The sequence below is a fragment of the Parapedobacter defluvii genome (genome assembly GCF_014642075.1).
GTDB lineage: Bacteria > Bacteroidota > Bacteroidia > Sphingobacteriales > Sphingobacteriaceae > Parapedobacter > Parapedobacter defluvii.
Genome location: NZ_BMIK01000001.1, coordinates 85,815 through 110,460 on the forward strand (window position 1 = coordinate 85,815; position 24,646 = coordinate 110,460).

Consider the following 24,646-nt stretch of genomic DNA (forward strand, 5'->3'; position numbering starts at 1 on the left):
CGTTTTCTTTATCAGTTTTCCCATCCTGGATTTTGATCCAACGAAGGCAATATCCGAACTTCATTAAGGGGTAAGGGCAGTAGGGCAAGTCGCTTATTCACGATGCGTGCTCCGATACGTGACGTGTTCGGTACCACCTTGGTATAAAATACTTCTTTAGTCCCTTCTACATTCATACCCCGGATGGGTTCACTTTCTGTCTGCTCATAGATTCCCCACCTACGGACATCGTAATACCGCCGGTTTTCAAATAGGAATTCAATCATACGCTCTTTTTCGATGAGCCGTTGTACTGTCTCGGCGTCTTCATTGCCCGATAGGCCAGGTAATCCCGCTCGATAGCGTACCGGATTAAAGGCCTTTCTGATTTCTGCCATATCCCGGCTGAATGTATAGGTTTGTCCATTGACTTCCACCGTATGGCTGGTAGTTAAGTTATTCAGTGCTTCTGCATAGGAAAGCAGGATTTCGGCATATCGGATGATTGGAAATGCTTTATCCATTCGCCGGGCGTTTGTTCCGCCCCATGCGTCGGAAGGATGGACATATTTTTTAATAACATACCCGGTAATCGGGTAGTCTGTTACCGAGCCAACACCACCTTTTCCATTGGGTGAGTCGTAGTAATAGGTAATAGTCTGATTATAAAAACCCGATGATGTGGAGGAGCTCATTGGCCAGTAGCATTCACTGAATCCGATGGATGCATAAAAACGCATTTCCCGATTCGCGTACATATTGCTGATTCCCGCATTTAGCCGGTATCCTGAAAATGCTTTTGATGAACCGGCGAATCCGACTTCGGTATATGGATATTCCTGACTGGAATTATCAATCGTACGACCGTCAACCATCGAATACGCATCGATTACTTTCTGGGTAACGCATAAGCCATTCCATCCGCTCAGCTTTTCTGGAAAAACCATCTGTGTATTATTGGTAATGGCGCCGCTCCTGCGGCCCCATACGAATTCCGGATTGGTAGGTATCACCGATTCACCGGTAAACATATCCGAATAAGACTTGAAGTGATCGATGCCTGCGGCACCTTCCGGCCAAGTCTTGTAGTAATCCGGATCGGAGGTTACACCGGTGGGAAGGGGCGGAGTATCTGAATCGGCACCTACCGTATGCAATCGGTAGGAAGTACCGCCGGACAAGCTTATGTCCATCACACGCTTCGCAGCCGCAGCCGCCAAAGCCCAACGCCGCTCATCGTACGTCTGTGACACATACTGGGCATTGTCCGTAGACCGACGCCACGTGCCAAAAAAGGAGCGTGCCGCCAGGCCACCATTGTACAGAGGACTGGCATGGGTAAGCCGGAGTCTAGCTACCAAACCATACGCAGCACCCTTGGTCGGCAGGCCGAAGTCCATCAGAGCCCCTGATGCAGGAAGTGCAATTGCTGCTTCTTCAAACTCCGAACAGATATATTCGACAGCCTCATCATACGTGCTCCGTGGTCGGTCATAGTCAGTGAGTGGCGCATTCGACTCAATAATCTCATCTCCTAGTAAAATGGGCGGACCATAGTCCACTAATATGCTATAATATGCATATGCACGGATAAACCGCGTGTAAGCTAGGATCTCGAATCGCTCGTTCGTTGTCATGTCTTTAGCCTCGTCAATGCGCGCAAAAATGGTGTTGCACTTCCGGATGATTCGGTAATAGGTACCCCAAGCGGCCGAACCAACGTTAGCTGCGGTTATTTCGCCCAAGACAAACTTCATCCCATTGTAGCCGTGAAGTGTCAGGAACGCTGTGAAGGCTTCATCGGTAGCCAGCGGGCCCGGCGTAACATTGTTGATGAAAAAATTACCTTCATCCGGAAACATGCTTGCAGCATCCCACATGTAGGCTTCCACGTATCGCTTTTGGGCAAAAACCGAATCAAGTTTCAATTCTTCGCTGAAATAATTATCTACACTCAGGAAGTCCTTACAGGCAGATCCGGTAAGACACAGACCTGCCGCTATAACGAACCACCTGCCTAATTTTAATGGATTCATAGTGAGTATTTTTCTTTTACAGGTTAATATATAATTGTAAAATAAAGCTCGATGGGATTGGATATACCTCACCGTTTCGAACGGCCTGCTCTGGATCAAACAGTTTTACCTTGTCCCAAATTGCCAGGTTGTTGCCGATCAACTGGAAATCAACCGACGTGATCTTCAAACGCTGCAAGAAAGGTTTCCTCAGGTTATAGTTAAGCGTTACTTCCTGCAAGCGTAGGTAACGCGCATCACCTTTCCAAAAATCGGAGAGCTGTGAATTGTTCTCATTATATCCATAAGTTAACCGCGGGAATCGGGCATTGGGATTTTCCGCGAGTGCCGGATCGATGCCGTTGGCAATGGCGTACTCCCGGGGAATCCAACGATTGGACGGATCGTTCACCAGTGACAGAACATTGCCGTTAACGCCGTTATAGAATGGGATATAACCCGTGCCATTAATGCCTATATTTGGGATGTTATAGCCTACATGGAAAAAGTCTGTTTTACCGGTACCTTTAAAAAGTACACCCAATGTTAGATCTTTATACCTGAACTCACCACCAAACCCGAACATCACCAACGGGTAAGTGCTATACGATAGGGGAACTCGGTCGTCCGTATTGATTTGGCCATCGCCATTGATATCCCTGTATTTGATATCTCCGGGCATAACCGTGCCAAATTGTGACGGACTATTTTCTACATCATCCCAGTCCTTGAATAATCCGATTGACTGATAACCACGTATTGCGCTATAGGGGTAGCCAGAAATCTCTTGATAGGGATATTTCGGATTCGCCTCTTCCCAGTTTTGGACGTCATTTTTTGAATAGGTAAAGTTGCCCCGTACCGTGAAGTTCATATCATCACCCAGTTTTTGGGTGAAACTCGCACTTCCATCGGCGCCGTAACTCCGCATCTTGCCCACATTGCCAAAAGGCATGTTAACAAGACCGGCATAGGACGGAACCTGTACACGCTGCATAAAGATGCCATTGCGCTGATCATTGAATATGTCAAAGACAAATTGTGCCTTGTGATCAAAAAATGTCCCTTCAATACCTATGTTGGTTTTTATGGCTTTTTCCCATTCCAGGTTATCCGCCCCTACGATCGATTCTCCAACGGCTTCAACCAAAGCAGAAGTTCCCCACGGATTTGTATAATAGCGATCCACCAATGTCAAGTATGGGAAGCGGCGCGAACTAATGCGATCGTTACCTACAGTACCATAAGATCCTCTTATTTTCAGCAAATCAATCCAGGGTAAATGATCTTTAACAAACTCGTAATTTGAAGGTACCCATCCCCCTGCAACCGAAGGAAAAAAACCGTATTGCCTGCCGGGTTGGAAGTTTTCAGACCCCGTGTAACCGAAGTTAAAATCGATCATGTAAGTGTCGCGAAATCCATAGGTCAAACGGCTGGATACCCCTTGGTAACGGATTGGGATCGCGTTTAGGTTGTTTGCGGACCGACCATTTTCCCATGCCCATTTCTGATCACTGATATAGTAGTAGATCAGTGCGGATGCGCGATGATCTTCGTTACTCCCGAATATCTTATCGTAGTTCAATGTACTTTCAAAATGATATTTCCGGAATTGATTGGTATTATAACCGTACGTGATCGTGCCTGCCGGCACACGCTCAATGGTAATCAGCTCGCCCTGCTGGTCACGACCTACTGCCTGATACAGCGCAGGCTCGGTAAGGCGGCTTTCCCAGAATTGGCTGGTGAGGTCATATGCGCCCTGCGCCCTGATCTTCAATCCGTCTAAAAACATGGACAGATTTTGCTCCAGTTGCAGCGTGAACTTGCCGCGGTATTCTGTATCGGTGCGCCGCCCCATGTGATTTATCATGACATTTGGTGATCTCAACGATAGCGTACCCGATGTGGCAGGAAACTGTCCATTGGAATAGAGCACGGGAAGAACCAAAGGATTCAGATTTGACTGTGCATACCAGATGTAATCTGTATTGGCTATACCCGGATTATTTTGGACGGATAGAAAGCCATCTGTACCGAAAAATAACGTTGTGGTGGGTGATAGCTCCAGGTCAATATTCGCGCGGTAATTATAGGTTTTGTAGCCGGTATTGGCTGCATAAACGTTATTCTTTTCATAATTATAGGCTGCCTGGTCATTGGTAAACCCGAGGCTTAGGAAATAGCGGGCGACCTGTGCACCTCCACGGGCACTTACGTAATATCCCTGCCGCAAGGCTTGTTTGCGCAATACTTCGTCCTGCCAGCTGACATCCGGATAGATATCCGGGTCCAGCCCATCGTGGATAATATCAAGTTCGACGTCTGTATAAATCGGGGTCTCGCCCCGTATAACCCTCGCCTCGTTAGCCAGCTTGGCATAGTCGGAAGCTCGCAAATATTGAGGAATCCGATTCAAATAAGACAAGGTGGAATTGGCCCGTCCGGTAATGCTTAATCTGCCGGACTGCCCTCTTTTCGTAGTGATTAACACGACGCCATTCGCACCGCGTACACCATAAACTGCTGTAGCTGATGCGTCTTTCAAGATGGAAAAACTTTCCACATCGGCTGGATCGATGGAATTTATATTTCCTTCGAGACCGTCAATTAATACCAGTGCGCTCGCATTGGCGCCAAATGTGCCGATACCGCGCACCCAGAACTCTGAAATGTTCTTACCCGGTTCGCCGCTGGCTTGCAAGGAAATGACACCCGCTGCGCGGCCACCCAGCAAATTGGCGATGGACGGAGCCGGTGTCTGTAAGTCTTTCGGGTTTACAGATGTGATAGCAGCCACAGAAGAAATCTTTCGCTGTTGACTTCCCAGCCCCACTACCACCACCTCGTCTAATGCTTCGGCTTTTTCTGTAAACCGGATTTCGATATTTTTTTCTTCATTGGTCACCAGGTATTCCACCTTTTCATATCCGACAAAATTGAAAACAATCATATCCCCGCGGGATGCTCGGATACTGAACCGGCCGTTATCGTCGGTCACCGTACCAATGGTGATCTTGTCCCGGAGATAAATGGACACACCCGTCAACGGCTTTTCATTTTCATCATAAACCACACCCTGCATGGTATATGCTGTCCGCTCCTGTGCAGCGGCAATATAGGAGGATACACATAAAAGTATCCACAATAAACACCTTATATATTTCATGTAGTTGCGATTTGATTATTAGTTTACGGAAAGCTTTCTAACCCGGTTATTATCAAAGTCCGCCACATATACCGAACCATCACTACTGATCCCGATACCGGTAGGGTTATTAAATAGAGCCTCTTCTTTACCGCCATCTCTCCACCCGGCAGTTCCTGGCATGCCGAGTACGGTCTCCACTAATCCTTCGGGGGTAATTCTGCGGATACAGTGGTTACTTCGGTCTGCCACATAAATATTGCCATCGGCATCGCAGAAAATCTGCTCTGGATTTCTAAACTGTGCAACTTCCAATCGGCCATCGCGGTGTCCTCCTGATGTTGATCCGGTTAGTTTTTTAAAGGTATTTTCAGGATCGGTTACGTCGATACTGCAGATGCTGTTGGCGTTGACACCGGCATTGCCGAAAAACGAGATATAAAGGATGTTGGGCGTCAGCGGGTTAAACGTCAGCCCATAGCTGTCACCCTGTTCGGTCTTGTAGATGGTCTCCACCTCATAGGTCCTCGGATTAATCTTAACGATATGGCCGTAGTAATAGCGGGTATAGATAAATCCATCGTCTGGATTAAAAACCATGCAATGTTTCCATCCCGCGTCAGGCCGATCTCCCGTTGCGGGCCATTTCATTTCGCGGATGCGTGGAGCCCAAAACTCTTGGGGATCCAGCGTATAAAAAGAACCGACGGTGGTTTCAGTTGGAAAACTAATCACTCCCGTAAGCGGGTCAGCAGCCGGAACATTGGCTACCACATCACGGGCTACGGTAATCAATTCATTGGCCTCCTCATCGATACGGGCAACGTGGTACATATTGACATCCCTGTTAATCATAAAGACATTGTCTTCCTTATCCACGCAAAGGTATCGCGGTGCGACAATGGATTGGGTCAAATCTCCATCCCGGTATTCTGCCCGGCTGCCGTTGCCAGCTATAGTTGTAACGGTCACGGATGTGTGGTATAGGAATTTTTTCTGAAATATAACCGAATCCGAACCGATGGCCACGGATATCACACAGGTGTCTCCCGGTAATCGAGGTGCGAGCACATACATCCGCTCACCGGTGGAACCAACTACCGCAGCTTTTCGTTGATTAAACCAAACCCGTATTTGCTTTGGATCACTACCAAAATTTTTCCCAGTCAACATAACTTTCTCCAGATAGATCCCTGAATCAGGGTAGAAGGACGTTAATTCAATCGGGGAATTTGGATCGTATGTTCCTCCTTCTTTTTTAAGATCATTGTCCTTACATGACATCATCGTTGTCAGTGCAATGCCTAGCAGTATGTGTATTTTAACAGGACAAAGACCAGTTCTCTTTACTATCCACTTCATTTAATAAAATTTAAGGTTATTATGGTCCATTCGTTTATCTAATAAAAGACGAACGAAGCGAATTAATATGCATAACAGCGCGCGATTTGTTCATCACATCACTGATACCGCCATCAAAAAATAGCTATTTCCCGATTTGCTAAGAAATTTCTAATTTGTCTACTATAGGAAGTTGACTTAGGTTGTGTTGCTTATTGGATAGGCAATGAACCGGAACATTAAAAAGCTTGGAAAAGGCACATGATAAGTAATGTTTTTTCTCATTCTTTAGGAATTTTTGGTTTATAATGTCCCAAATCTAATCACCACTATTAATTGTAGCAACCTGTACTATCCTGCTTGTATGAGCGATTAAAATAAGCGCAATGGCACTCTAAGCCTGACTTTCTCCGGGGATCGCTATTCAACTTCTATTGGGAGTTGTCCAAAGCGCATAAGGCTTATGATTTACCTGTATAGATCAAGACAGCTGCTGTTTTTACGTATAATTTCTTCCTAAATACGCCATTTTTCTACCTTTTAATGTCTACTAATTTAGTATACTTTTGGCGGGATTTAAAATGTAATCTATTATACTATGGTTGGACTACTACGAAGGTTTTCGAATTTATTGCCATCCTTTGTTGCTGGAGGGATGTTAGGAATCTTTTCATTTGCAAACGCCCAGGAAACCACTCCATTGATCAATGCAACGTTAGAAGGGGTAGTGCTCGATTCGGTTACACAGGAGCCGTTAACGGGTGCAACTTTGCAGCTGGCGGGCGTGACGCATATCACAAAGACAGATAAACAAGGGCACTTCCGTTTTGTCACGGGGCAAAAGCTACCTTTGACCATCATTGTATCTTATGTGGGCTATGAAACACGCGAAGTTGTTGTAACCGAAAGCCCAACCACGATCGAATTGGTTAGGCGCTCAGCGAATTTAGGGGAGGTAGTGGTCACTTCGCGCCGCCGCAGGGAGTTATTACAGAACGTGCCGATACCAGTCTCTGTAGTGAGCGGCGCATTAGCGGAAGAAAGTGGAGCCTTCAATGTAAACCGGTTGAAAGAAATGGTGCCTACGGTACAATTATATTCTTCCAATCCCCGCAATACAGGGTTGAGTATCCGCGGTTTGGGTACGACCTTTGGACTAACGAATGATGGTATCGATCCCGGTGTGGGATTCTATGTCGACGGAGTATACTATGCGCGCACGGCAGCCACTACCCTTGATTTTATTGATGTTGAGCAAATTGAAGTACTGCGGGGTCCGCAAGGCACGTTGTTTGGGAAAAACACGGTTGCAGGAGCTTTCAACGTAACCACCCGCAAGCCCACGTTTACTCCCGAAGGGAAGGCAGAACTGAGCTACGGCAACTTTGGCTTCATACAGGCGAAGGCATCCATCAGCGGACCATTGGCGGACCATTGGGCTGCTAGAATATCTTTCAGTGGTACGCAGCGGGACGGGTTATTGTATAACGTTGCTACCCAAAAAAGGGTAAATGACCTGAATAACCTCGGTTTTCGGGGACAATTGTTGTATGAACCCTCGGATAATTTGCAGATCCTACTTGCGGGTGATTTAACCCGGCAACGCCCGGATGGTTATGCCCAAGTATTTGCCGGGGTGGCACCGACACAGCGTGCCCCCTACCAGCAGTTTGAACAGATCATTGCCGATTTGGGCTATGACTTACCCAGCAGAAATCCCTTTGACCGCGTCATAGATCACGATACGCCGTGGCGGTCAGGGCAGGACCTGGGAGGAGTCTCCGCCAATGTGGATGTAAAAGTAGGACCGGGTACACTGACTTCCACCACTGCATGGCGCTTCTGGAATTGGAATCCGTCCAATGATCGGGACTTTACCGGTCTGCAGGGACTCGCCTTGTCGCAGGCACCCTCGCGCCATGACCAATGGTCCCAGGAAGTGCGGTGGGCGGGTGACCTGTCTTCCAACCTGAGCGCAGTGATCGGCGTATTTGCTTTTGGCCAGCAACTCAATGCAGACCCGGCGCATACAGAAGAATCCGGTCGCGATCAGTGGCGATTTGCACAGAATTCGCAGAGTGAGCTGTGGCAAACACCGGGATTATTCGAGGGTTATGGGATTAAGAGTTATCCGAGCTTGAAGACATTCAGCGGAGCGGTATTTGCACAGGTCGACTGGGCCATTACCTCCCGGTTACGCATACTGCCCGGTATCCGTGTGAATTATGACGATAAATCCGTTAATTTCCGTAGGGAAACTTATGGAGGTTTGCAAACCGATGACCCTGACTTATTGGCGCTGAAAAAAGTGGTTTATTCAGATCAGGCTTTTGAAGCAAACATTGATGATACAAACGTTTCGGGTCAATTGACATTGGCTTTCAAAGCCAGTGATAAAATCAATACGTTTGCAACGTTCTCTACAGGTTTTAAGCCTGTAGGACTTAATTTGGGAGGACTCCCCAACTCGAATGGCCAGCCGATGCTGGAACTTGCGGTGATCAAGCCTGAAAGTGTCCGGCATTATGAAGTTGGCGTCAAAGCTCAGCCCACACGAAACATTTCCCTGGGCCTGACAGTGTATAATACCGACGTGAAAAACTATCAAGCGCAGGTGCAGGCTGCGGATTTATCCGTAAACCGGGGTTATTTGGCCAATGCCGAAAAAGTGCGGGTACGGGGCGTAGAGTTTGACGGTATGGTGCGGTTCAGCAGCTTCTTCTCTCTCTATGGGTCGTTAGCGTATACAGACGGTACCTATGTGCGGTTTACCAATGCGCCGCCACCTTTGGAAGAAACGGGTGGTCCTACGTTCAAGGATATCTCAGGTGGGAAGTTGCCCGGCATTTCCGAGTGGGCGGCATCTTTCGGCGGGGAAGCAGCTACCCGGACCACTTCATTGTTTGGACAGGAAGGCGAATTTGTTTTCGCGGTAGATGGATTCTATCGGTCGTCCTTTTCTTCCAACCCTTCCCCTTCTAAATACCTGGTCGTGGATGGCTATACGTTATTAAACGGGAGGGCTGGCTTCCGGGCAGCGGATGGTGTTTCACTGTATCTTTGGGTGCGCAATGCATTTAATAAAGATTACTTTGAGCAATTACTGCCCGGTGCGGGAAATGCAGGGCATTATGCCGGTGTGTTGGGTGATCAGCGGACATATGGCATCACGTTGCGCTACACTTTTTAGGCGGTTAAATTCCATTCAATTCATAAATTATCAGCGCCCGATTACGGGCGCTTTTTTTGTTCATTGTAAATAATGCAGATACTATTTTGTGCTACCCAATCTTTTCTTAATTTTTGTAACTGATGATTCAGAAGTAATGATGTTCGATCCGCCGTTTTCATTCATATGGTTTGTATTATTTATACTTTGCGCGGTATGGGCAGTTGTTTTCTATCGCCGATTGGCTGAATCCAGAAGAGCGCTGCGTAAACTGAACGATAAGATCGACAAAAACAAGACATCCGCTGATATGGTGGCGGATGTCATCAAATATAAGTTGGACCCGCATTTGCTTAAAAATGCACTGAATGCGATACAATCTCACGCTTATCAGAGCTATTATGCCTTGGATAAGCTATCGAATATCTTGGATTATATCCTCTATGAATCGGATACGAACTTTGTTCGCCTAAAAGAGGAGATTGCTTTTGCGGAGAATCTAATCGAGATTAACCGATTGAAAATAAGTCCGCTCTTTGACCTCCATGTTCGGAAAAAGATTCCCGAGGGATGCGGTGATTTGCTGATTGCACCGTTTATTTCCATTAATCCAATTGAAAATGCTTTTAAACACGCCGATATCCAAAGCGAAAACTCATTTATTTCAGTGATTTTTGAGGTGAAGGATCATCTATTCTTATTGTCGGTTTCGAACAAGATTCAGCCGAAGGTAATCGGAGGTGAACACCAACGGGGCGGCTTGGGGAACAAGGCTCTCAAAAATCGCCTTGATCGGATTTACGGGGAGCACTACCGGTTGACCACAGAAACAGACGGTGATGTATATCAGGTAAGACTTGAGATTAAGCTTCATGCCGAACATTAGATGTGTACTGGTAGATGACGAATTTCCTGCACTGCAATATTTACAGATGCTTTGCAGTCAGTTATCGGGTATTGAAGTCGTGAAGTCTTTTAATGATCCGGTGAAATTCCTGAATAAGATAGATGGGTTGGATTTTGATGTGTGTGTATTGGATATTCGTATGCCTGGTATAGATGGGATGCAATTGGCTCGGCGACTGCAAGGCAAGGTGATTATTTTTTCCACTGCCCACAAAGAATATGCTGCGGAAGCATTCGATCTGGACGCTGTCGATTACTTGCGTAAGCCCTATCAGCTTGATCGCCTGGAGAAAGCCTTCGCAAAAGTCCGGGATTTGTTGGCAGCGAGAAGGTCAACGGAAAATGCTTTCGAGCTAAATACCAATAGGGGAAAAGTACGGGTAAAGAGTAAGGAAATCGCTTTCGTCGAAGTGGCAGCGAACGACCGGCGTGATAAGGAAATCGTTTACCGGGATGGTAGCCGTGTATTGGCAAAGAATATCACCTTTGACCAGCTTCTTCGTTTATTGCCGGAAAAGGAATTCTGCCGGATTAACCGCAAAACCATCATTGCATCGGATACAATTATGAGTTATACCCAACAATGGGTCTCCTGTTCTTTTACGGAGGGGGGGACCATCTCCCGGTTTCCGATATCTGCACAATATCGATCGGATTTTAAAAATCTTATGTCAGATTAGTCAGTACAAAAAACGGCTTTTTCGGTACAAAAAGCATGTGGAACGGTCTATTCTCCGCCGATAAAATAGTATAATTGACGTTCTGAAAATATCAATCATACTACGCGGAATAATGAAACTGAAGAATTGGCTCTTTTATTTATGCGTAATCGGCGGGTTTTCCGGAGTTGGGTACTGGATCATTTCAAGAGGCCGGCTTCTTGAAAAAGGTGCCGAAATTCCGGCAAATACAGTATCGGGAAGTGCATGGGGACATTTTCAGGATTCCATACGTGCAAATATCGCTTATCCTTTGGCGATCTTATTGTTGCAGATCATTGCTATTATTTTAGTGGCCCGGGTCTTCGGGGTGCTTTTTAGAAAAATTGGCCAGCCATCGGTTATCGGGGAGATTGTAGCGGGTATCGTATTGGGGCCATCGGTACTGGGCTACTATTTTCCGGAGTTTTCCGCCTTTTTGTTTCCGGCTAGTTCATTGCCTAACTTGGGCGTGATGAGTCAGGTCGGCTTGATTCTTTTCATGTTTGTGGTCGGGATGGAGCTTGATCTCAAATTGCTGAAAAATCAGGCGCATGAGGCCGTGGTCATCAGCCATGCCAGCATCATTTTTCCATTTGCGTTGGGTATGGGGTTGGCGTATTTTATTTATCAGCAAACAGCGCCGCCACAGGTTTCTTTTCTTTCCTATGCATTATTCATCGGAATATCCATGAGTATCACCGCCTTTCCTGTTTTGGCGCGGATTGTACAGGAACGTGGCATTACCAAAACGAAACTCGGCTCGATTGTGATCACCTGTGCTGCGGCAGACGATATCACGGCGTGGTGTTTATTGGCAGCTGTTATTGCGGTTGTAAAAGCAGGATCATTAGCCAGTGCAGGTTTTACCATATTTTTTGCGATTCTTTATGTGATCTTGATGCTGCGGTTCGTGGGGCCTTTCCTCCAGCGCATCGGAGAGCTTCATTCAACCAAGGAACGGCTGAGTAAGCCGGTGGTCGGGCTTTTTTTCGGTACGCTGCTTTTATCTGCGTGGACAACAGAAGTGATTGGTATCCATGCCCTATTCGGTGCGTTCATGGCCGGGGTAATTATGCCTGCAAATATCAATTTTAGGAATATTTTTATTGAGAAGGTAGAAGATGTGGCATTGGTGCTGCTGCTGCCCCTGTTTTTTGTTTTTACCGGGTTGCGAACCCAAATTGGCTTATTGAACGAGCCCGGTCTTTGGCAGCTTTGTTTCATCGTTGTCGCTGTCGCGGTTACTGGTAAATTTGTGGGTAGTGCACTTTCCGCACGGTTCGTTGGACAAAGCTGGTATGAAAGTTTGACCATCGGAGCGTTGATGAATACCCGTGGCCTGATGGAACTGGTAGCGCTCAACATCGGCTACGATCTTGGCGTACTGACCCCGGAAATGTTTGCCATTTTCGTTTTGATGGCTCTATTTACGACCTTCATGACTGGCCCTTTGTTGGATCTATTCAACCGGGTTTTTAAACAGCGCGAATCCCAGCGGGCATTATTAACCAAAAAAGATAAGTACAACGTTCTTATTTCTTTTGGAAATCCGCATACGGGGAAATTACTGCTTCGTATCGCGCATATGCTTACCCGGAAATCCCGCGAAAACTCAACGGTAACGGCGCTTCACCTTTCGCTGGGAAATGAGTTGAATCACTTTAATTCCATCGAATACGAGCGCGAGAGCTTCGTGTTGCTGGAGGAGGAAGGAAATCGATTACGGCAACCCTTCACGCCTATTTTTAAACCCACAGACGACATCGATGAAGACATTGCTTCGGTTTCTAATACGGAGGATTACGATCTCTTATTGGTTGGCGTGGGTCAATCTGTATTTGAGGGGACCGTATTGGGTAGAATTTTAGGTTTTACCAGCAAGGTTATTAACCCAGAACGGATTTATGAAACCCTGACAGGAAAGGATAACTTATTTTTCCCAGGATATTTTGATGAGCGGACAAAAAGTTTAATCAAGGCAGTCCAGATTCCTTTGGGTATTCTGATTGATAAAGGCATGGACGAGTGCCGTGGCATCATCGTACCGGTATATTCCGTCAGTGATAGCTTTTTGCTGGTATACATTCAGAAATTTATCCAAAATGGAGCAGCCCATGTTACCTTATTAGACGTAAACAATGTAATAAAAAATACACTGGAATTTAGGGAGGCAGTCCGTGCAATAGATTATGCAGCTCCCAATCACGTTAATTTGATCGATGAACCCGAAATCAGCGCAATCAGGCTGAAATCATTTGATTTATTGCTGGTCAGCCTTTCGACTTGGAAACAACTTGTCGAAGAAAAGGAAGATTGGCTAAAAGATATGCCGTCTACCCTCGTGTTAAAACCTTAGAAATCAATTACAATAAAAAGGAGGAATTATGGAAATCATGAAATTTGAAACTTCGGTAGCAGCCCCATCCCATCTGGAGCGGCTCTCTCGAGTCATGGACAACCTACCTAATATCGTAGACTGGTGCGTCGATTATTTTTCGCATCATTTTCTTCTTTCTGTTAAAGGAAGCATCAAAGCATTGGACGTAATTAACGCGCTTGAGGATCAGGGAATCAACGCGATACAACTGTACGAAGAATAAGGCCAAAAACGGCGAGTGTTTCCACCCGCCGTTTAAACTAAACAACAAACAACCTCTTATATAGCTGTCGTTTTAGACGACAGAAAAAATAATCTACTAATTTAGTAGTCTTTTTGGTAAAAAACTTTACCTTTGCTTTTACAACAAAGATAAGATGTTGATACAAGGTAAAGAACGCATAAATCGTACTTATTTTCAGTATAATTTATACCTAAAAAGATAACTATGGCGCAATCGGATATTTTGGCTACTATTAAACGCCTGAGAAAGGAACAAGGGTTGTCTCAAGCAGATATGGCAGAGGCATTGCATATAGCGCTAAAGACATACCAGAATATTGAAGGCGGAATAACGCGTATTGACATCGAGCGGTTAGGGCAGATTGCAAGTGTGTTGGAAACCGAGCTTTCCAAGTTATTGGGCAGTGCGGAAACAAGTGGGCATATTGATCGGTTTATCAACGAAGAAAAAGAGTTATATCATAAAATTATACTAGATAAAGAAGCGTATATTGCACAGCTGGAAGACAGTGTCCGTTTTTACCGGGAGATACTCCGGGAAAATATTGCAGGTTAACTATCACTTGTCTCTAAAAAATGCATGATTTCGCGTCTAAGTTGCCTAATACGGCTACGTCTATTTTTACCTATATGTCGCGGTTGGCACTCCAACACGAAGCGATCAATCTTTCCCAGGGATTTCCCGATTTTGACTGTTCTCCGCGGCTTATTGCATTGGTAGAACAGTATTTGCATGCAGGGCACAACCAATATGCACCAATGGCAGGTGTGCGTGCGCTTCGTGAACAGATCAGCATGAAAGTAGCGGCGACTCTCGGTGTGACTTACGATGTGGAAACTGAGATTACGGTTACAGCAGGTGCAACACAAGCGCTTTTTACCGTTATAGCGGCGTTGATCCGTCCGGGGGATGAGGTAATCCTGTTTGAACCGGCTTATGATGCGTATGCGCCTGCCGTTCAGGTATTTGGTGGTATACCAAAGCCGGTGACACTGTATGCTTCTGATTTTGAGATTGATTGGGATGCCGTCACCGCATTGCTGACTCCTAGAACCCGGTTGGTTGTGATCAATTCGCCCAATAATCCCACAGCACGCACAATGACCGACACCGACTATCGTCAATTAATCCGAATCATCAGGGATACCGATTGTTATGTGTTAAGTGATGAGGTCTATGAACATATCGTTTATGAGGAAGCAAAACATCACAGTGCCGCACAGTACGAGGCACTCCGTAGGCGTACGTTTGTGGTAGCATCATTCGGTAAGCTCTACCATACGACAGGTTGGAAGGTGGGATATTGCCTAGCCCCCATGGAATTAACAAACGAATTCAGGAAAGTTCACCAATTCAATGTATTTAGCGTGAATACCCCCATCCAATATGCCTTGGCAGATTTTATGATGGATGCCGAAGAATACCTAAGGTTGAGCCGTTTTTTTCAGAAAAAGCGAGATTTCCTGATAACGGCTCTCCGGGAAACAGGCTTCCGGCCACTGCCCTGCCACGGCACTTACTTTTTGGTGGCTGATTATTCCGCGATCAGCGATTTGCCTGAGCGGATATTTTGTGAAATACTAACGAAACAATATGGGGTAGCAACGATTCCCATCGCTGCTTTTTACCATCAAGAAATCAACCAGCACCTTATTCGTATCTGCTTCGCGAAACGGGAGTTGACATTGCAGCAGGCAGCAGCACGGTTAAAATCGGTCAGCCCTTTCTGACACCGGTGGTTGCTCCACCTTCCAGTGTAAGATTTACCGGTTTGTTGGTTTGCCAGGCACCACGGGTAAAATCCGGTATATCAAGCGAGCGCGACCGTTTGGCTACAGATTGTTCGCTTAATGGGAAGATGCTGCTCCATAAAACACCGTCATATACATCCTGATCGAGCGGCAAGCCATTGCGTAGGCAATCGATTAAGCGCCAGTCCATGATAAAGTCCATTCCGCCGTGACCGCCGACTTGCTTAGCTACCTCTCCCACATGTTTGATCAAGGGTGGAGTGTATTGCGCATAAAGATCCTTTAATTCTTCATCATTCACCCATTCATGACCAAATGCAATGCGCTCGGGTGAAGGCCATTTTGAAGCAACTCCTTTGGTGCCACTGATCAGATGGATGCGCGAGTAAGGACGGGGAGATGTTACATCATGTTGTACCATAATGGATTTTCCCTTTGCCGTGCGGATCAGGGTAGTATTCATGTTTCCCCGGTAAGATTTGCCCACAAAGGGTTGGTAAAAAGCATCTTCTTTTGCTTTTTCCGCAGCCGTATCGGCCATCATAAAGTCATTGGTAGACAAGGATACGAGGTAATCCATCTTATCTCCTCTATTGATGTTAAGGCATTGGGCAACCGGACCTAAACCATGTGTAGGATAGAGATTGCCGTTGTGGGTAGCATTCATGCGTAGCCGCCACATATCCGAGTAGCCATCCTTGTCAAAATTTAACTTCAAAAGGTCATGAATGTAAGCACCCTCCGCATGCATAATTTCACCGAACAAGCCATTGCGGGCCATATTGAGGGTTAGCATTTCGAAGAAGTCATAGCAACAGTTCTCAAGCATCATACAATGCTTTTTGGTCCTCTCAGAGGTTTCAACAAGTTCCCAACATTCATCAAGGGTGATTGCAATGGGCACTTCACTCGCTGCATGTTTGCCATGTTCCATCGCAAAGACTGCCATGGGCGTATGTAAATCCCACGGTGTACAGATGTAGACGAGATCGAGGTCTTCATTGGCCACCATGTCTTTCCAGCCCTCTTCGCCACTGTATTCCTTGGCCTTAGAAAGACCTGCTTTCGACAGAATTCCCTGTGCATTTTCCACCCTGCTGGGATCTTTGTCACAGAGGGCTTTAATTTCGACACCATCGATACGTGACATCCGTTGTACGGCCCCCGGCCCCCGGCTGCCTAACCCGATGAACCCAATGCGTACTTTATCAATTTTGGGAGCCGCATATCCGCTCATATTAAATCTTTGTGATTTTGAGGGCTGGTACGTAAGAGATCCGAATGATTCGTTGGATACCGCCTCATGTGCCACAGCTGGCAGTGCTGCCACCGCTCCCGAAAGGAGGGTAGCGCTCTTTAGAAAATTTCTGCGATTGTATTTCATTTGGTTATTTATTGTTTTTAATTGTCAGTACTTGTCCACGCTTCACGGGATGGAGTCTTTGATGAAGTACGTAATCATCGCCCTTAAGCGCTTAATAATTATGTATTCATGTTAGATTCATAATTGAAAATTAAAGCAGTGCTGAAAGAACGAATACAAGAATAACAAACAAGTATAGGATAGTTTGTTGAGTTATCAAAGGGTTCAACAAACGCAACCGTTTGTTTAATATTACGCATACGATTGCATGTTATGTTTTAAAAAAAAATCAAAAAAGTATGCTCTCTTTGACTATTTTTTCGGGTAAATATATTTATTTTTGCGTCTCACCTTATACGTAATCCTCAATGGCAAGATTAAATTTACTGGAAGAAACACGCTTCGAGAAGCTACCCGTGAGTGTCTACTCCGATCCTACCGCGGCTTCGCTGGCCGTAGCAAAACGTATTGCCGATTTAATCCGCGGCAAACAAGAAAAAGGTGAGCAGGCCATCCTTGGCCTTGCTACAGGTGCAACCCCTGTAAAGGTGTACGCAGAACTGGTGCGTCTGCACCGGGAAGAAGGACTCAGTTTTAAAAATGTGGTTACGTTTAACCTCGATGAGTATTATCCCATGCAGCCCGATTCGGAACAGAGTTATGTTACGTTCATGAACCGTAACCTGTTTGATCACGTTGACATCGAACCAGCTAACGTACACATCCCCGATGGGACATTGGCGATGGAAGAAATTCACGACTTTTGCTTGGCTTATGAGCAAAAAATCACTGCCTTAGGTGGTTTGGATTTGCAGATTTTAGGTATCGGCCGCACAGGCCATATCGGGTTTAATGAACCGGGGTCCGCACCTAATTCGGGAACGAGGCTGGTTACTTTGGATGACCTGACCCGACGTGATGCGTCGCGCGATTTTGGAGGTAAGGAAAATGTACCTACCAAGGCGATTACGATGGGTATTGGCACCATCTTTAAAGCCAGGGAAATTATTTTGATGGCTTGGACCCAAAAGAAAGCCGAGATTGTGAAAAAGGCAGTCGAGGGAAAGTTGTCATCCGAAGTGCCTGCTACCTATCTCCAGCTGTCAGACAGTGTGGAATTCGTTCTCGACGTGGATGCTGCCTCGCAACTGACCCGTTTTGATACCCCTTGGTTAGTAAAGGATTGCGTTTGGGATAATAAAACCATAAAAAAAGCAGTGGTATGGCTTTCGCAAACCCTCAAAAAACCTGTGCTGAAACTCACTGAAGACGATTATAACAACAACGGCATGGCGCAATTGGCCACCGAAAAGGGTCCGGTATACCATATCAACATCGATATTTTCAACCAATTGCAGCATACGATTACCGGCTGGCCCGGGGGTAAGCCCAATGCGGATGACAGCCAGCGCCCCGAGCGGCGCGATCCTGCAAAGAAACGATCGATCATCTTTTCACCGCATCCGGATGACGATGTAATCTCCATGGGAGGTACATTTATTCGCTTGGCGGATCAGGGACATGACGTACACGTCGCTTACCAAACATCAGGCAATACGGCGGTATGGGATGATGATGCACTTCGCTTCGTTGAATTTGCCACGGATTTTGCCAAATCACAGGGGCTGGATACGGAAAAGTTGGAAGTGTTGTATAAAAATGCGCGTCAGTTTATCGCAGAAAAGAAACCCAATCAGATTGATACAGCGGAACTGCTTACCGTGAAAGGACTTATCCGTAAGGGAGAGGCCATTGCCGGTGCCCGTTTCGCAGGTTTGCCCGATAGTAATATCCATTTTCAGAACCTTCCTTTTTACGATCGGGGTAAATACAGCAAGGCGTTGGATTACGAAGATGACATCGTGCAGACGATGGAATTGCTTCAGCAGGTTAAACCACACCAGATTTTCGCTGCGGGTGACTTTGCGGATCCACATGGCACACATAAAGTGTGTTTTGATATCATCCACGAAGCAATGAAACGGTTGCGGAAAACTGAAGCGTGGACAAAGGATTGCTGGCTATGGCTTTACCGTGGCGCATGGCATGAGTTTGAAATCCACGAAATCGAGATGGCTGTTCCTCTTTCCCCGCAGGAAGTGTTACGTAAGCGCTACGCAATCTTTAAGCATCAGTCTCAAAAGGATGTGCCTGTGTTTCCGGGGGATGACGCCCGCGAATTTTGGGTACGTGCCGAGGAACGTACCCGTGAAACGGCTAAGCTGTATGATGAATTGGGTATGGCTGAATATGAGGCGATTGAAGCTTTTGTGCGTTGGAAATTTGAAGACGAATAACGGGAATTACCAACGGAGTGAACGAAGTAAAAGCAGCTCGTCTTTTTGATTTAAAGACGAGCTTTTTTATTAAAAAATAGTATACTTACGGTTTATGAATTTATGAAGCAACAGGGGTACCCAATCTATGACATTGCAGGATTAACTACTTTCCGGCCGGATATTGTCGTAAGACCTTTTGCTGCTTATCGCAAGGAACACCGTAAGCTGCATGTGCCCCATCGGCATCGTTTTTACCATATGGTTTACTTTACCAAAGGGAGCGGCTACCATTCTATTGATTTTGATCGATTCCCGGTACAGCCGCATCAGCTCTATGCAATGGCTCCAAGTCAGGTTCATCATTGGAACTTTGAGGGAGATGTGGACGGTTACGTGCTTAATTTTTCGGCGTCATTTTTTCAATCATTTCTTTTGCGGCCTGATTATATCGACGACTTTCCTTTTTTTCAAGGTATTGCGCAACAATCCGTATTGGATATACCCCGATCCATGCAGCCGGCTATAACGGAGCTTTTTGAGGAGATGATCCCGTTGGCAGCTTCCCTGCGTGAGCTTCAATTGGACAAATTGCGCGTATTGATTCTTAAGCTGTTTTTGGACCTAACTGGCATAAATATGGAAGCAGCAGCAAGATCGCCGCATTTATCGTACAGTGCTACACTTCTCCGCAGTTTTCAGAAATTGGTCGATAAACATTTTTCGGAATTGCGGTTGCCTAGGTATTATGCAGCCATGCTTCATATTACACCCAATTATCTGAATACGATTTGTTCAGATTTATTGGGACAGTCGGCGGGAGCGGTGATACGCAATCGTATTACCTTGGAAGCAAAGCGGTTGCTGGTTAACCCTACGCTTTCCATAGCAACGGTAGCGTATATGCTGAATTTTGAGGATAATTCGTATTTCACAAAGTTTTTCAAAAAGAACGCTGGGATTACCCCCGAGGCCTTCCGGAAGTCGTTGATGATTACAGGTAATCCAACCGAATAGGGTAGATGGTCAATTGAGGGAATGACTGATGTCATTTTCGTCCAACCAAAAGGTAACTATCTTTGTTATCATAACAAAAATCAACACAATTATGGGAGCATTAACCGATAAAGTAGCGATTGTCACCGGTGCAGCGTCAGGAATCGGCCGGGCCGTAGCACTTGCCTATGCACGGGAAGGTGCGAAAGTGGTGGTGTCCGACATCAGTGTGGGTGGCGGTGAAGAAACCGTAAAGCTCATTACAGATGCGGGCGGAACAGCGTATTTTGTGGCGGCTGATACATCGAAAGCGGAAGACAGCGATCGCTTGGTCAGACAAACTATGGAGCAATTTGGCGCATTGCATATTGCTTGTAACAACGCAGGAATCGGTGGGCCATCGGCCCCTACGGGTGAATATCCGGTTGAAGGATGGGATAAGGTCATCGCGATCAATCTATCCGGAGTGTTCTATGGTTGTCGCTATCAGATACCGGCCATGTTACAAGCGGGAGGCGGTGTTATTGTAAACATGGCGTCAATTTTGGGTCAGGTGGGATTTGCCAATTCCGTGGCCTACGTAGCTGCGAAGCATGGAGTCGTAGGGATCACTAAAAACATTGCACTGGAGTATGCTGCGGGAGGTATCCGCGCCAATGCGGTGGGACCCGCCTTCATTAATACGCCCTTATTGAAAGACATGGATAGCGATACCATCAATTGGTTGGTGAGCAAGCATCCAATCGGCAGGTTGGGAGAAGCAAATGAAGTGGCTGAATTGGTATTGTGGCTCAGTACGGATAAGGCCTCTTTTGTAAATGGAGCGTATTACGCAGTGGATGGTGGCTACCTCGCATCGTGATACTTGAAAAGAAAGATTAGTAACCGGCAGGCATCTTCGCCTGCCGGGTTAAAGTGCCGTCAGTCGCGATTCTTGGATTTGAAAAGACTATCCAAAAGCATTTGAATCAAGGCAACAACCAGCGCAAATACTGCTGCCCACCAAAAATTTGCTACATCAAATTTACTTCCCATGAAATAACTGGTAAGCTGTACCATCAGCACCGTAATGATAAACGATATCAATCCCAATGTAAGGAGATTGAGCGGGAATGTGAAAAACCGGAGAATCGTTCCGATGGTCGCATTCACGAAAGAGATAATAAGCCCGGCGACAATCGCCCACCCGAATCCGGCGACACTTACCGCAGAATCGGGAAGGACCAGCGCTGCAAGAAACACAGCCAATCCTGTCAATAGTACATCAATAATAAATCGCATAATCTGTTTGTTTGGTTTGTAATATATTTCATTAGAAAATAATTATTGATCTATTGTCTGTTTTTAGTGGCATCAATGAATGCTTCGCAGTTTGTTCTTAATGGTCTAATGGAACCCGCATTTTCATTTGCACCATTTGTTTTTTAGCGGCAATGAAGCTTGCGATTACGCAGGTTTCATCGCCTTTTGCGTCGGGCGCTGACATGGCTGGTTTCCTCGATCAAAACTTTTCGATGGCTGCCGAGTAGACTGATAACTTCCTTTGCATGTGCAACGCAATTATATTGCATATTTAACACAACTTATCTAAGTTTGCTAATATAACTTATTTACTTAATAAATAACTATCCGGTCAAAATGTTTGACCTTGTCGAAAATGATTTCAGAGCCCACATACCTCGCTGCAAAATTGGTATCTCATCGCATAGCGGAGCATTTTAGGAAACAATTCGACCATCGGGATGTGGACCGAAGGCATATTCCCGATATGGCGGTTGTAGAAATTCTCATCGACACGGCATTTTGGGCAAGTTTACGTCGCGAGGAAGGTTATGAGCCGAAAATCTCTTTGGCATTTGTACCTCCGGATTTGGCATCTGATCGCTTGATGTTCCACCATACGCAACGTTTTACACCTTATAACCTGGTTAAATTGTCTCCCGCAGTTGTGCAGCCTGGAATACATTTGGGTGTGTGGATGGAAGGTGATAATTTTTACTTGTGGGGTACGATACACGAAGTTCCCACCCACGCCATGGTGGTAGAAGTTGTTGAGGCGGGTTTGTTGGTAGTGAAACAAAAACACCGGCTTCACGCGCAAAAGTTTGTCAACGTCGCGGTGTTGAAAGGTAACCAGATCAAAGTCATCGAAGACAACCATTGGGGGTTGACCGACTGTCCGGGTATTCTTTCCGCGTTGTTGGGATTCTCCCATGCACAGGACGATCAATCGGAAAATATCTTAGTACAATTGGCGCTTGCCATGCGTCGTCACGGTCGGGGAGCATTGTTGCTGGTTGTGCCTTCCAACAGTACGGCATGGTTGCATTCCATTGTCAAACCCATTAACTATTTGGTGGAGCCACAAGCCATGGTACCAGCGTCCGAAAAAACCGATCTGGCTACCGATAGGGAAATGTTGCATAAAATGATTAACGCAGTAGGCGGGTATTCGGCTATTGATGGCGCCACGGTAATCACAGAAGACCATCGGTTGCTCGCTTTCGGAGCAAAGGTGGCACGCTCGCCGCATGCCTTGCCTGTGGCACAGCTTATGATGACCGAACCGGTAGCAGGCAGTGTGATGCAGTTGCTTGACGCCACTACCATCGGTGGAACCCGGCATTTAGCTGCAGCCCAATTTGTGAACGATCAGCACGACTCGTTAGCCATGGTAGCCTCGCAAGATGGAACATTTACTGTATTTGCGTGGTCGGAGAAGGAGCAGATGGTGCATGGACACCGAATTGATACCTTACTAATGTAAGGCCGCCTGTTCTTATTCCAATTTTAATGGTTCAGGTTTGTCAGAATGACCCCGGATCGCTTCGTAGCTATCAATCATCTCTTTCAGTTTTTCCGGTTCTGCTTCCGTAAGGTTAATTTGTTGGCCGGCATCGTCTTTTATGTTGTAGAGCTGGTATTCGTCGGAATTGCCCAGTTCGATATTTACCTGCTCATTGCGTGTAGGCCCATTATAGGGGGGAATCATTACCCAGTCGCCTTTCCGCAATGCCGTGCGTGAACTTGCTTCCAATATCAGTTCATTTCGCCCCTGGTTGGTGTCACCCAGGAGCACTTGGAGGAGATTTCGGCTGTCGCTGCTTTCTATATCTTGTGCGGTTAAGTCGGCCAATGAGGCCAGCAGATCCATTTGACAAATAACCGCATCGGATACTCCCGTATTGATCCTTCCTTTCCATTGTACGATAAACGGCACCCGGGTACCCGCTTCGTATAAACTATATTTGCCGCCCCGCAGTGGCCCCCAGGGCCTGTGGTCACCCAGCTTTTCCACGGCATCATCGTAGTACCCGTCGTTAACAACCGGGCCGTTGTCGCTGGAGAAGATTACGATCGTGCTTTCCAGCAAGCCTTCATCCTCCAGGGTTTTCATAAACGCCCCGATGCACCAATCGGCTTCGACGATCACATCGCCGCGCGGTCCTAAACCCGACGAGCCCGCAAAGCGTGGATTGGGCGTGCGGGGAACGTGCGGCTGGTGCATGGCGTAATACAGGAAAAAAGGTTCGCTCTGACGTTCCTTTACAAAGGTACAGGCCTTTGTAAGGAAGGTATCCGCCATGTTCTCATCGATCCATTTTGCCTTTTCGCCGCCTTTCATAAAACCAATACGAGGAATACCGTTTACGATGCTATTATTGTGGCCATGGTGCCAACGCATCCGTAGGAGTTCGGGATGGTCGAGTCCGGTGGGTTCACCCTCGAAATTTTGATGGTAGTCGATGTCGATCGGATCATCGGCTTCTGCACCCACCACCTTGCCATTTTCAATAAAAACGGTAGGTACACGATCTTGGGTAGCCGCCATGATATACGAGTAATCGAATCCCACTTCATTGGGTCCGGGTGTAATACGCTGATTCCAATCTACATGGCCGACCCCTAACCCCAAGTGCCACTTGCCGACAACCCCTGTACGATAGCCAGCCTGTTTCAGCATTTTTGGAAGTGTCTGTTGCTGGGTGTCGATAAGGAGGGGTGCCGTACCGGGCAGGATTTTAGCATCCTTGTTTCGCCAGGGGTAAACACCCGTGAGGAGGGCATAACGGCTGGGAGTGCAGGTGGATGAGGTCGCGTAACCGTTGGTAAATCGTAATCCTTCTGCAGCCAGCCTATCAATATTCGGAGTTTTTATGGCTGTTGCCCCGTAGGCACCTACGTCACCGTAGCCCAGATCATCCATATAGATGATGACGATATTGGGGTGGTTTCTGACCTCTTTTCCCTGTTCAGCCATCTGGCAGGCTGAGGTGGAGAGTAACCCCCCAAGCAACAAGTTGAAAATCCTCGATTGTTTCATAGCGATTTGTTGTTATAATTGCTCACTTTATAACTGTTTATCCCATTTATTTA

General features: G+C 46.4%; 17 protein-coding genes. 11 read left to right on the forward strand and 6 right to left on the reverse strand.

Annotated features, from left to right (window positions below; translation table 11 throughout):
• Nucleotides 1-11: 11 nt before the first annotated feature.
• From IEX60_RS00300 to IEX60_RS00310, 3 genes are read right to left on the reverse strand one after another with little or no spacing between them, the layout of a single operon-like run.
• Entirely contained in the window at nucleotides 12-2,015 is a 2,004-nt protein-coding gene (locus IEX60_RS00300) for a RagB/SusD family nutrient uptake outer membrane protein (RefSeq protein ID WP_188746226.1), read from the reverse strand.
• Between the two features lie 16 nt (nucleotides 2,016-2,031).
• Entirely contained in the window at nucleotides 2,032-5,166 is a 3,135-nt protein-coding gene (locus tag IEX60_RS00305) for a SusC/RagA family TonB-linked outer membrane protein (RefSeq protein ID WP_188746228.1), read from the reverse strand.
• An 18-nt stretch (nucleotides 5,167-5,184) separates the two neighbouring features.
• Nucleotides 5,185-6,507 (reverse strand): IPT/TIG domain-containing protein, encoded by a 1,323-nt coding sequence (locus IEX60_RS00310; RefSeq protein WP_229717331.1) that lies wholly within the window; start codon nucleotides 6,505-6,507, stop codon nucleotides 5,185-5,187.
• Nucleotides 6,508-7,141: 634 nt separating this feature from the next.
• Here IEX60_RS00310 and IEX60_RS00315 point away from each other — a divergent pair.
• The 7 genes from IEX60_RS00315 (at nucleotide 7,142) to IEX60_RS00345 (ending at nucleotide 15,613) form a co-directional block, all read left to right on the forward strand.
• Nucleotides 7,142-9,676, forward strand: a complete 2,535-nt coding sequence (locus IEX60_RS00315; RefSeq protein WP_188746230.1) for a TonB-dependent receptor — start codon at nucleotides 7,142-7,144, stop codon at nucleotides 9,674-9,676.
• Between the two features lie 136 nt (nucleotides 9,677-9,812).
• Nucleotides 9,813-10,541 carry a sensor histidine kinase gene (locus tag IEX60_RS00320; RefSeq protein ID WP_188746233.1) on the forward strand — a complete coding sequence of 243 codons (729 nt, stop codon included), beginning with the start codon at nucleotides 9,813-9,815 and terminating at the stop codon, nucleotides 10,539-10,541.
• Complete coding sequence (locus IEX60_RS00325) at nucleotides 10,528-11,241, forward strand: LytR/AlgR family response regulator transcription factor (RefSeq protein ID WP_188746235.1); 714 nt, start codon at nucleotides 10,528-10,530, stop codon at nucleotides 11,239-11,241. The genes IEX60_RS00320 and IEX60_RS00325 overlap by 14 nt, the downstream gene beginning before the upstream one ends.
• A gap of 112 nt (nucleotides 11,242-11,353) precedes the next feature.
• On the forward strand, nucleotides 11,354-13,618 hold the full coding sequence (locus IEX60_RS00330; protein WP_229717332.1) for a cation:proton antiporter: 2,265 nt from the start codon (nucleotides 11,354-11,356) through the stop codon (nucleotides 13,616-13,618).
• Between the two features lie 28 nt (nucleotides 13,619-13,646).
• On the forward strand, nucleotides 13,647-13,862 hold the full coding sequence (locus tag IEX60_RS00335) for a hypothetical protein (RefSeq protein WP_188746237.1): 216 nt from the start codon (nucleotides 13,647-13,649) through the stop codon (nucleotides 13,860-13,862).
• Between the two features lie 225 nt (nucleotides 13,863-14,087).
• Nucleotides 14,088-14,438, forward strand: coding sequence for a helix-turn-helix domain-containing protein (locus tag IEX60_RS00340; RefSeq protein WP_188746239.1), 351 nt, complete (start codon nucleotides 14,088-14,090; stop codon nucleotides 14,436-14,438).
• Between the two features lie 20 nt (nucleotides 14,439-14,458).
• Nucleotides 14,459-15,613, forward strand: a complete 1,155-nt coding sequence (locus tag IEX60_RS00345) for a methionine aminotransferase (RefSeq protein WP_188746241.1) — start codon at nucleotides 14,459-14,461, stop codon at nucleotides 15,611-15,613.
• Here IEX60_RS00345 and IEX60_RS00350 read toward each other — a convergent pair.
• The gene (locus IEX60_RS00350; RefSeq protein ID WP_188746243.1) at nucleotides 15,600-17,018 is read right to left on the reverse strand and encodes a Gfo/Idh/MocA family protein; all 1,419 of its coding nucleotides are present in this window, start codon (nucleotides 17,016-17,018) and stop codon (nucleotides 15,600-15,602) included. The two genes, IEX60_RS00345 and IEX60_RS00350, sit on opposite strands and share 14 nt — an antisense overlap.
• A 347-nt stretch (nucleotides 17,019-17,365) precedes the next feature.
• Here IEX60_RS00350 and nagB point away from each other — a divergent pair, with 347 nt between their 5' ends.
• From nagB to IEX60_RS00365, 3 genes are all read left to right on the forward strand, one after another.
• On the forward strand, nucleotides 17,366-19,294 hold the full coding sequence (nagB, locus tag IEX60_RS00355; protein ID WP_188746245.1) for a glucosamine-6-phosphate deaminase: 1,929 nt from the start codon (nucleotides 17,366-17,368) through the stop codon (nucleotides 19,292-19,294).
• 102 nt (nucleotides 19,295-19,396) lie between these two features.
• Nucleotides 19,397-20,290 (forward strand): AraC family transcriptional regulator, encoded by an 894-nt coding sequence (locus IEX60_RS00360; RefSeq protein WP_188746247.1) that lies wholly within the window; start codon nucleotides 19,397-19,399, stop codon nucleotides 20,288-20,290.
• Nucleotides 20,291-20,381: 91 nt separating this feature from the next.
• Nucleotides 20,382-21,131: an SDR family NAD(P)-dependent oxidoreductase gene (locus IEX60_RS00365; RefSeq protein WP_188746249.1), complete on the forward strand. Its 750-nt coding sequence runs from the start codon at nucleotides 20,382-20,384 to the stop codon at nucleotides 21,129-21,131.
• A gap of 59 nt (nucleotides 21,132-21,190) precedes the next feature.
• Here IEX60_RS00365 and IEX60_RS00370 read toward each other — a convergent pair whose 3' ends face one another.
• A complete protein-coding gene (locus IEX60_RS00370; protein ID WP_188746251.1) occupies nucleotides 21,191-21,550 on the reverse strand; it encodes a phage holin family protein in 360 nt (119 codons plus the stop codon).
• A 376-nt stretch (nucleotides 21,551-21,926) separates the two neighbouring features.
• Between IEX60_RS00370 and IEX60_RS24770 the strand changes: the two genes are divergently transcribed.
• A complete protein-coding gene (locus IEX60_RS24770) occupies nucleotides 21,927-23,036 on the forward strand; it encodes a putative sensor domain DACNV-containing protein (protein WP_229717399.1) in 1,110 nt (369 codons plus the stop codon).
• Nucleotides 23,037-23,048: 12 nt separating this feature from the next.
• On the opposite strand, the gene IEX60_RS00385 is transcribed toward IEX60_RS24770, so the two are convergent.
• On the reverse strand, nucleotides 23,049-24,593 hold the full coding sequence (locus tag IEX60_RS00385) for a sulfatase family protein (RefSeq protein WP_188746257.1): 1,545 nt from the start codon (nucleotides 24,591-24,593) through the stop codon (nucleotides 23,049-23,051).
• Nucleotides 24,594-24,646: the final 53 nt, after the last annotated feature.

Bases quoted from the DNA above. Each gene is read 5' to 3' on its own strand.
- IEX60_RS00370 (WP_188746251.1), bottom strand. From the start codon at position 21,550: ATGCGATTTATTATTGATGTACTATTGACAGGATTGGCTGTGTTTCTT.
- IEX60_RS00325 (WP_188746235.1), top strand. From the start codon at position 10,528: ATGCCGAACATTAGATGTGTACTGGTAGATGACGAATTTCCTGCACTG.
- IEX60_RS00385 (WP_188746257.1), bottom strand. From the start codon at position 24,593: ATGAAACAATCGAGGATTTTCAACTTGTTGCTTGGGGGGTTACTCTCC.
- IEX60_RS00340 (WP_188746239.1), top strand. From the start codon at position 14,088: ATGGCGCAATCGGATATTTTGGCTACTATTAAACGCCTGAGAAAGGAA.
- IEX60_RS00335 (WP_188746237.1), top strand. From the start codon at position 13,647: ATGGAAATCATGAAATTTGAAACTTCGGTAGCAGCCCCATCCCATCTG.
- IEX60_RS00330 (WP_229717332.1), top strand. From the start codon at position 11,354: ATGAAACTGAAGAATTGGCTCTTTTATTTATGCGTAATCGGCGGGTTT.
- nagB (WP_188746245.1), top strand. From the start codon at position 17,366: ATGGCAAGATTAAATTTACTGGAAGAAACACGCTTCGAGAAGCTACCC.
- IEX60_RS00345 (WP_188746241.1), top strand. From the start codon at position 14,459: ATGCATGATTTCGCGTCTAAGTTGCCTAATACGGCTACGTCTATTTTT.
- IEX60_RS00310 (WP_229717331.1), bottom strand. From the start codon at position 6,507: ATGAAGTGGATAGTAAAGAGAACTGGTCTTTGTCCTGTTAAAATACAC.
- IEX60_RS00360 (WP_188746247.1), top strand. From the start codon at position 19,397: ATGAAGCAACAGGGGTACCCAATCTATGACATTGCAGGATTAACTACT.
- IEX60_RS00350 (WP_188746243.1), bottom strand. From the start codon at position 17,018: ATGAAATACAATCGCAGAAATTTTCTAAAGAGCGCTACCCTCCTTTCG.
- IEX60_RS00315 (WP_188746230.1), top strand. From the start codon at position 7,142: ATGTTAGGAATCTTTTCATTTGCAAACGCCCAGGAAACCACTCCATTG.
- IEX60_RS00300 (WP_188746226.1), bottom strand. From the start codon at position 2,015: ATGAATCCATTAAAATTAGGCAGGTGGTTCGTTATAGCGGCAGGTCTG.
- IEX60_RS24770 (WP_229717399.1), top strand. From the start codon at position 21,927: ATGATTTCAGAGCCCACATACCTCGCTGCAAAATTGGTATCTCATCGC.
- IEX60_RS00320 (WP_188746233.1), top strand. From the start codon at position 9,813: ATGATGTTCGATCCGCCGTTTTCATTCATATGGTTTGTATTATTTATA.
- IEX60_RS00305 (WP_188746228.1), bottom strand. From the start codon at position 5,166: ATGAAATATATAAGGTGTTTATTGTGGATACTTTTATGTGTATCCTCC.
- IEX60_RS00365 (WP_188746249.1), top strand. From the start codon at position 20,382: ATGGGAGCATTAACCGATAAAGTAGCGATTGTCACCGGTGCAGCGTCA.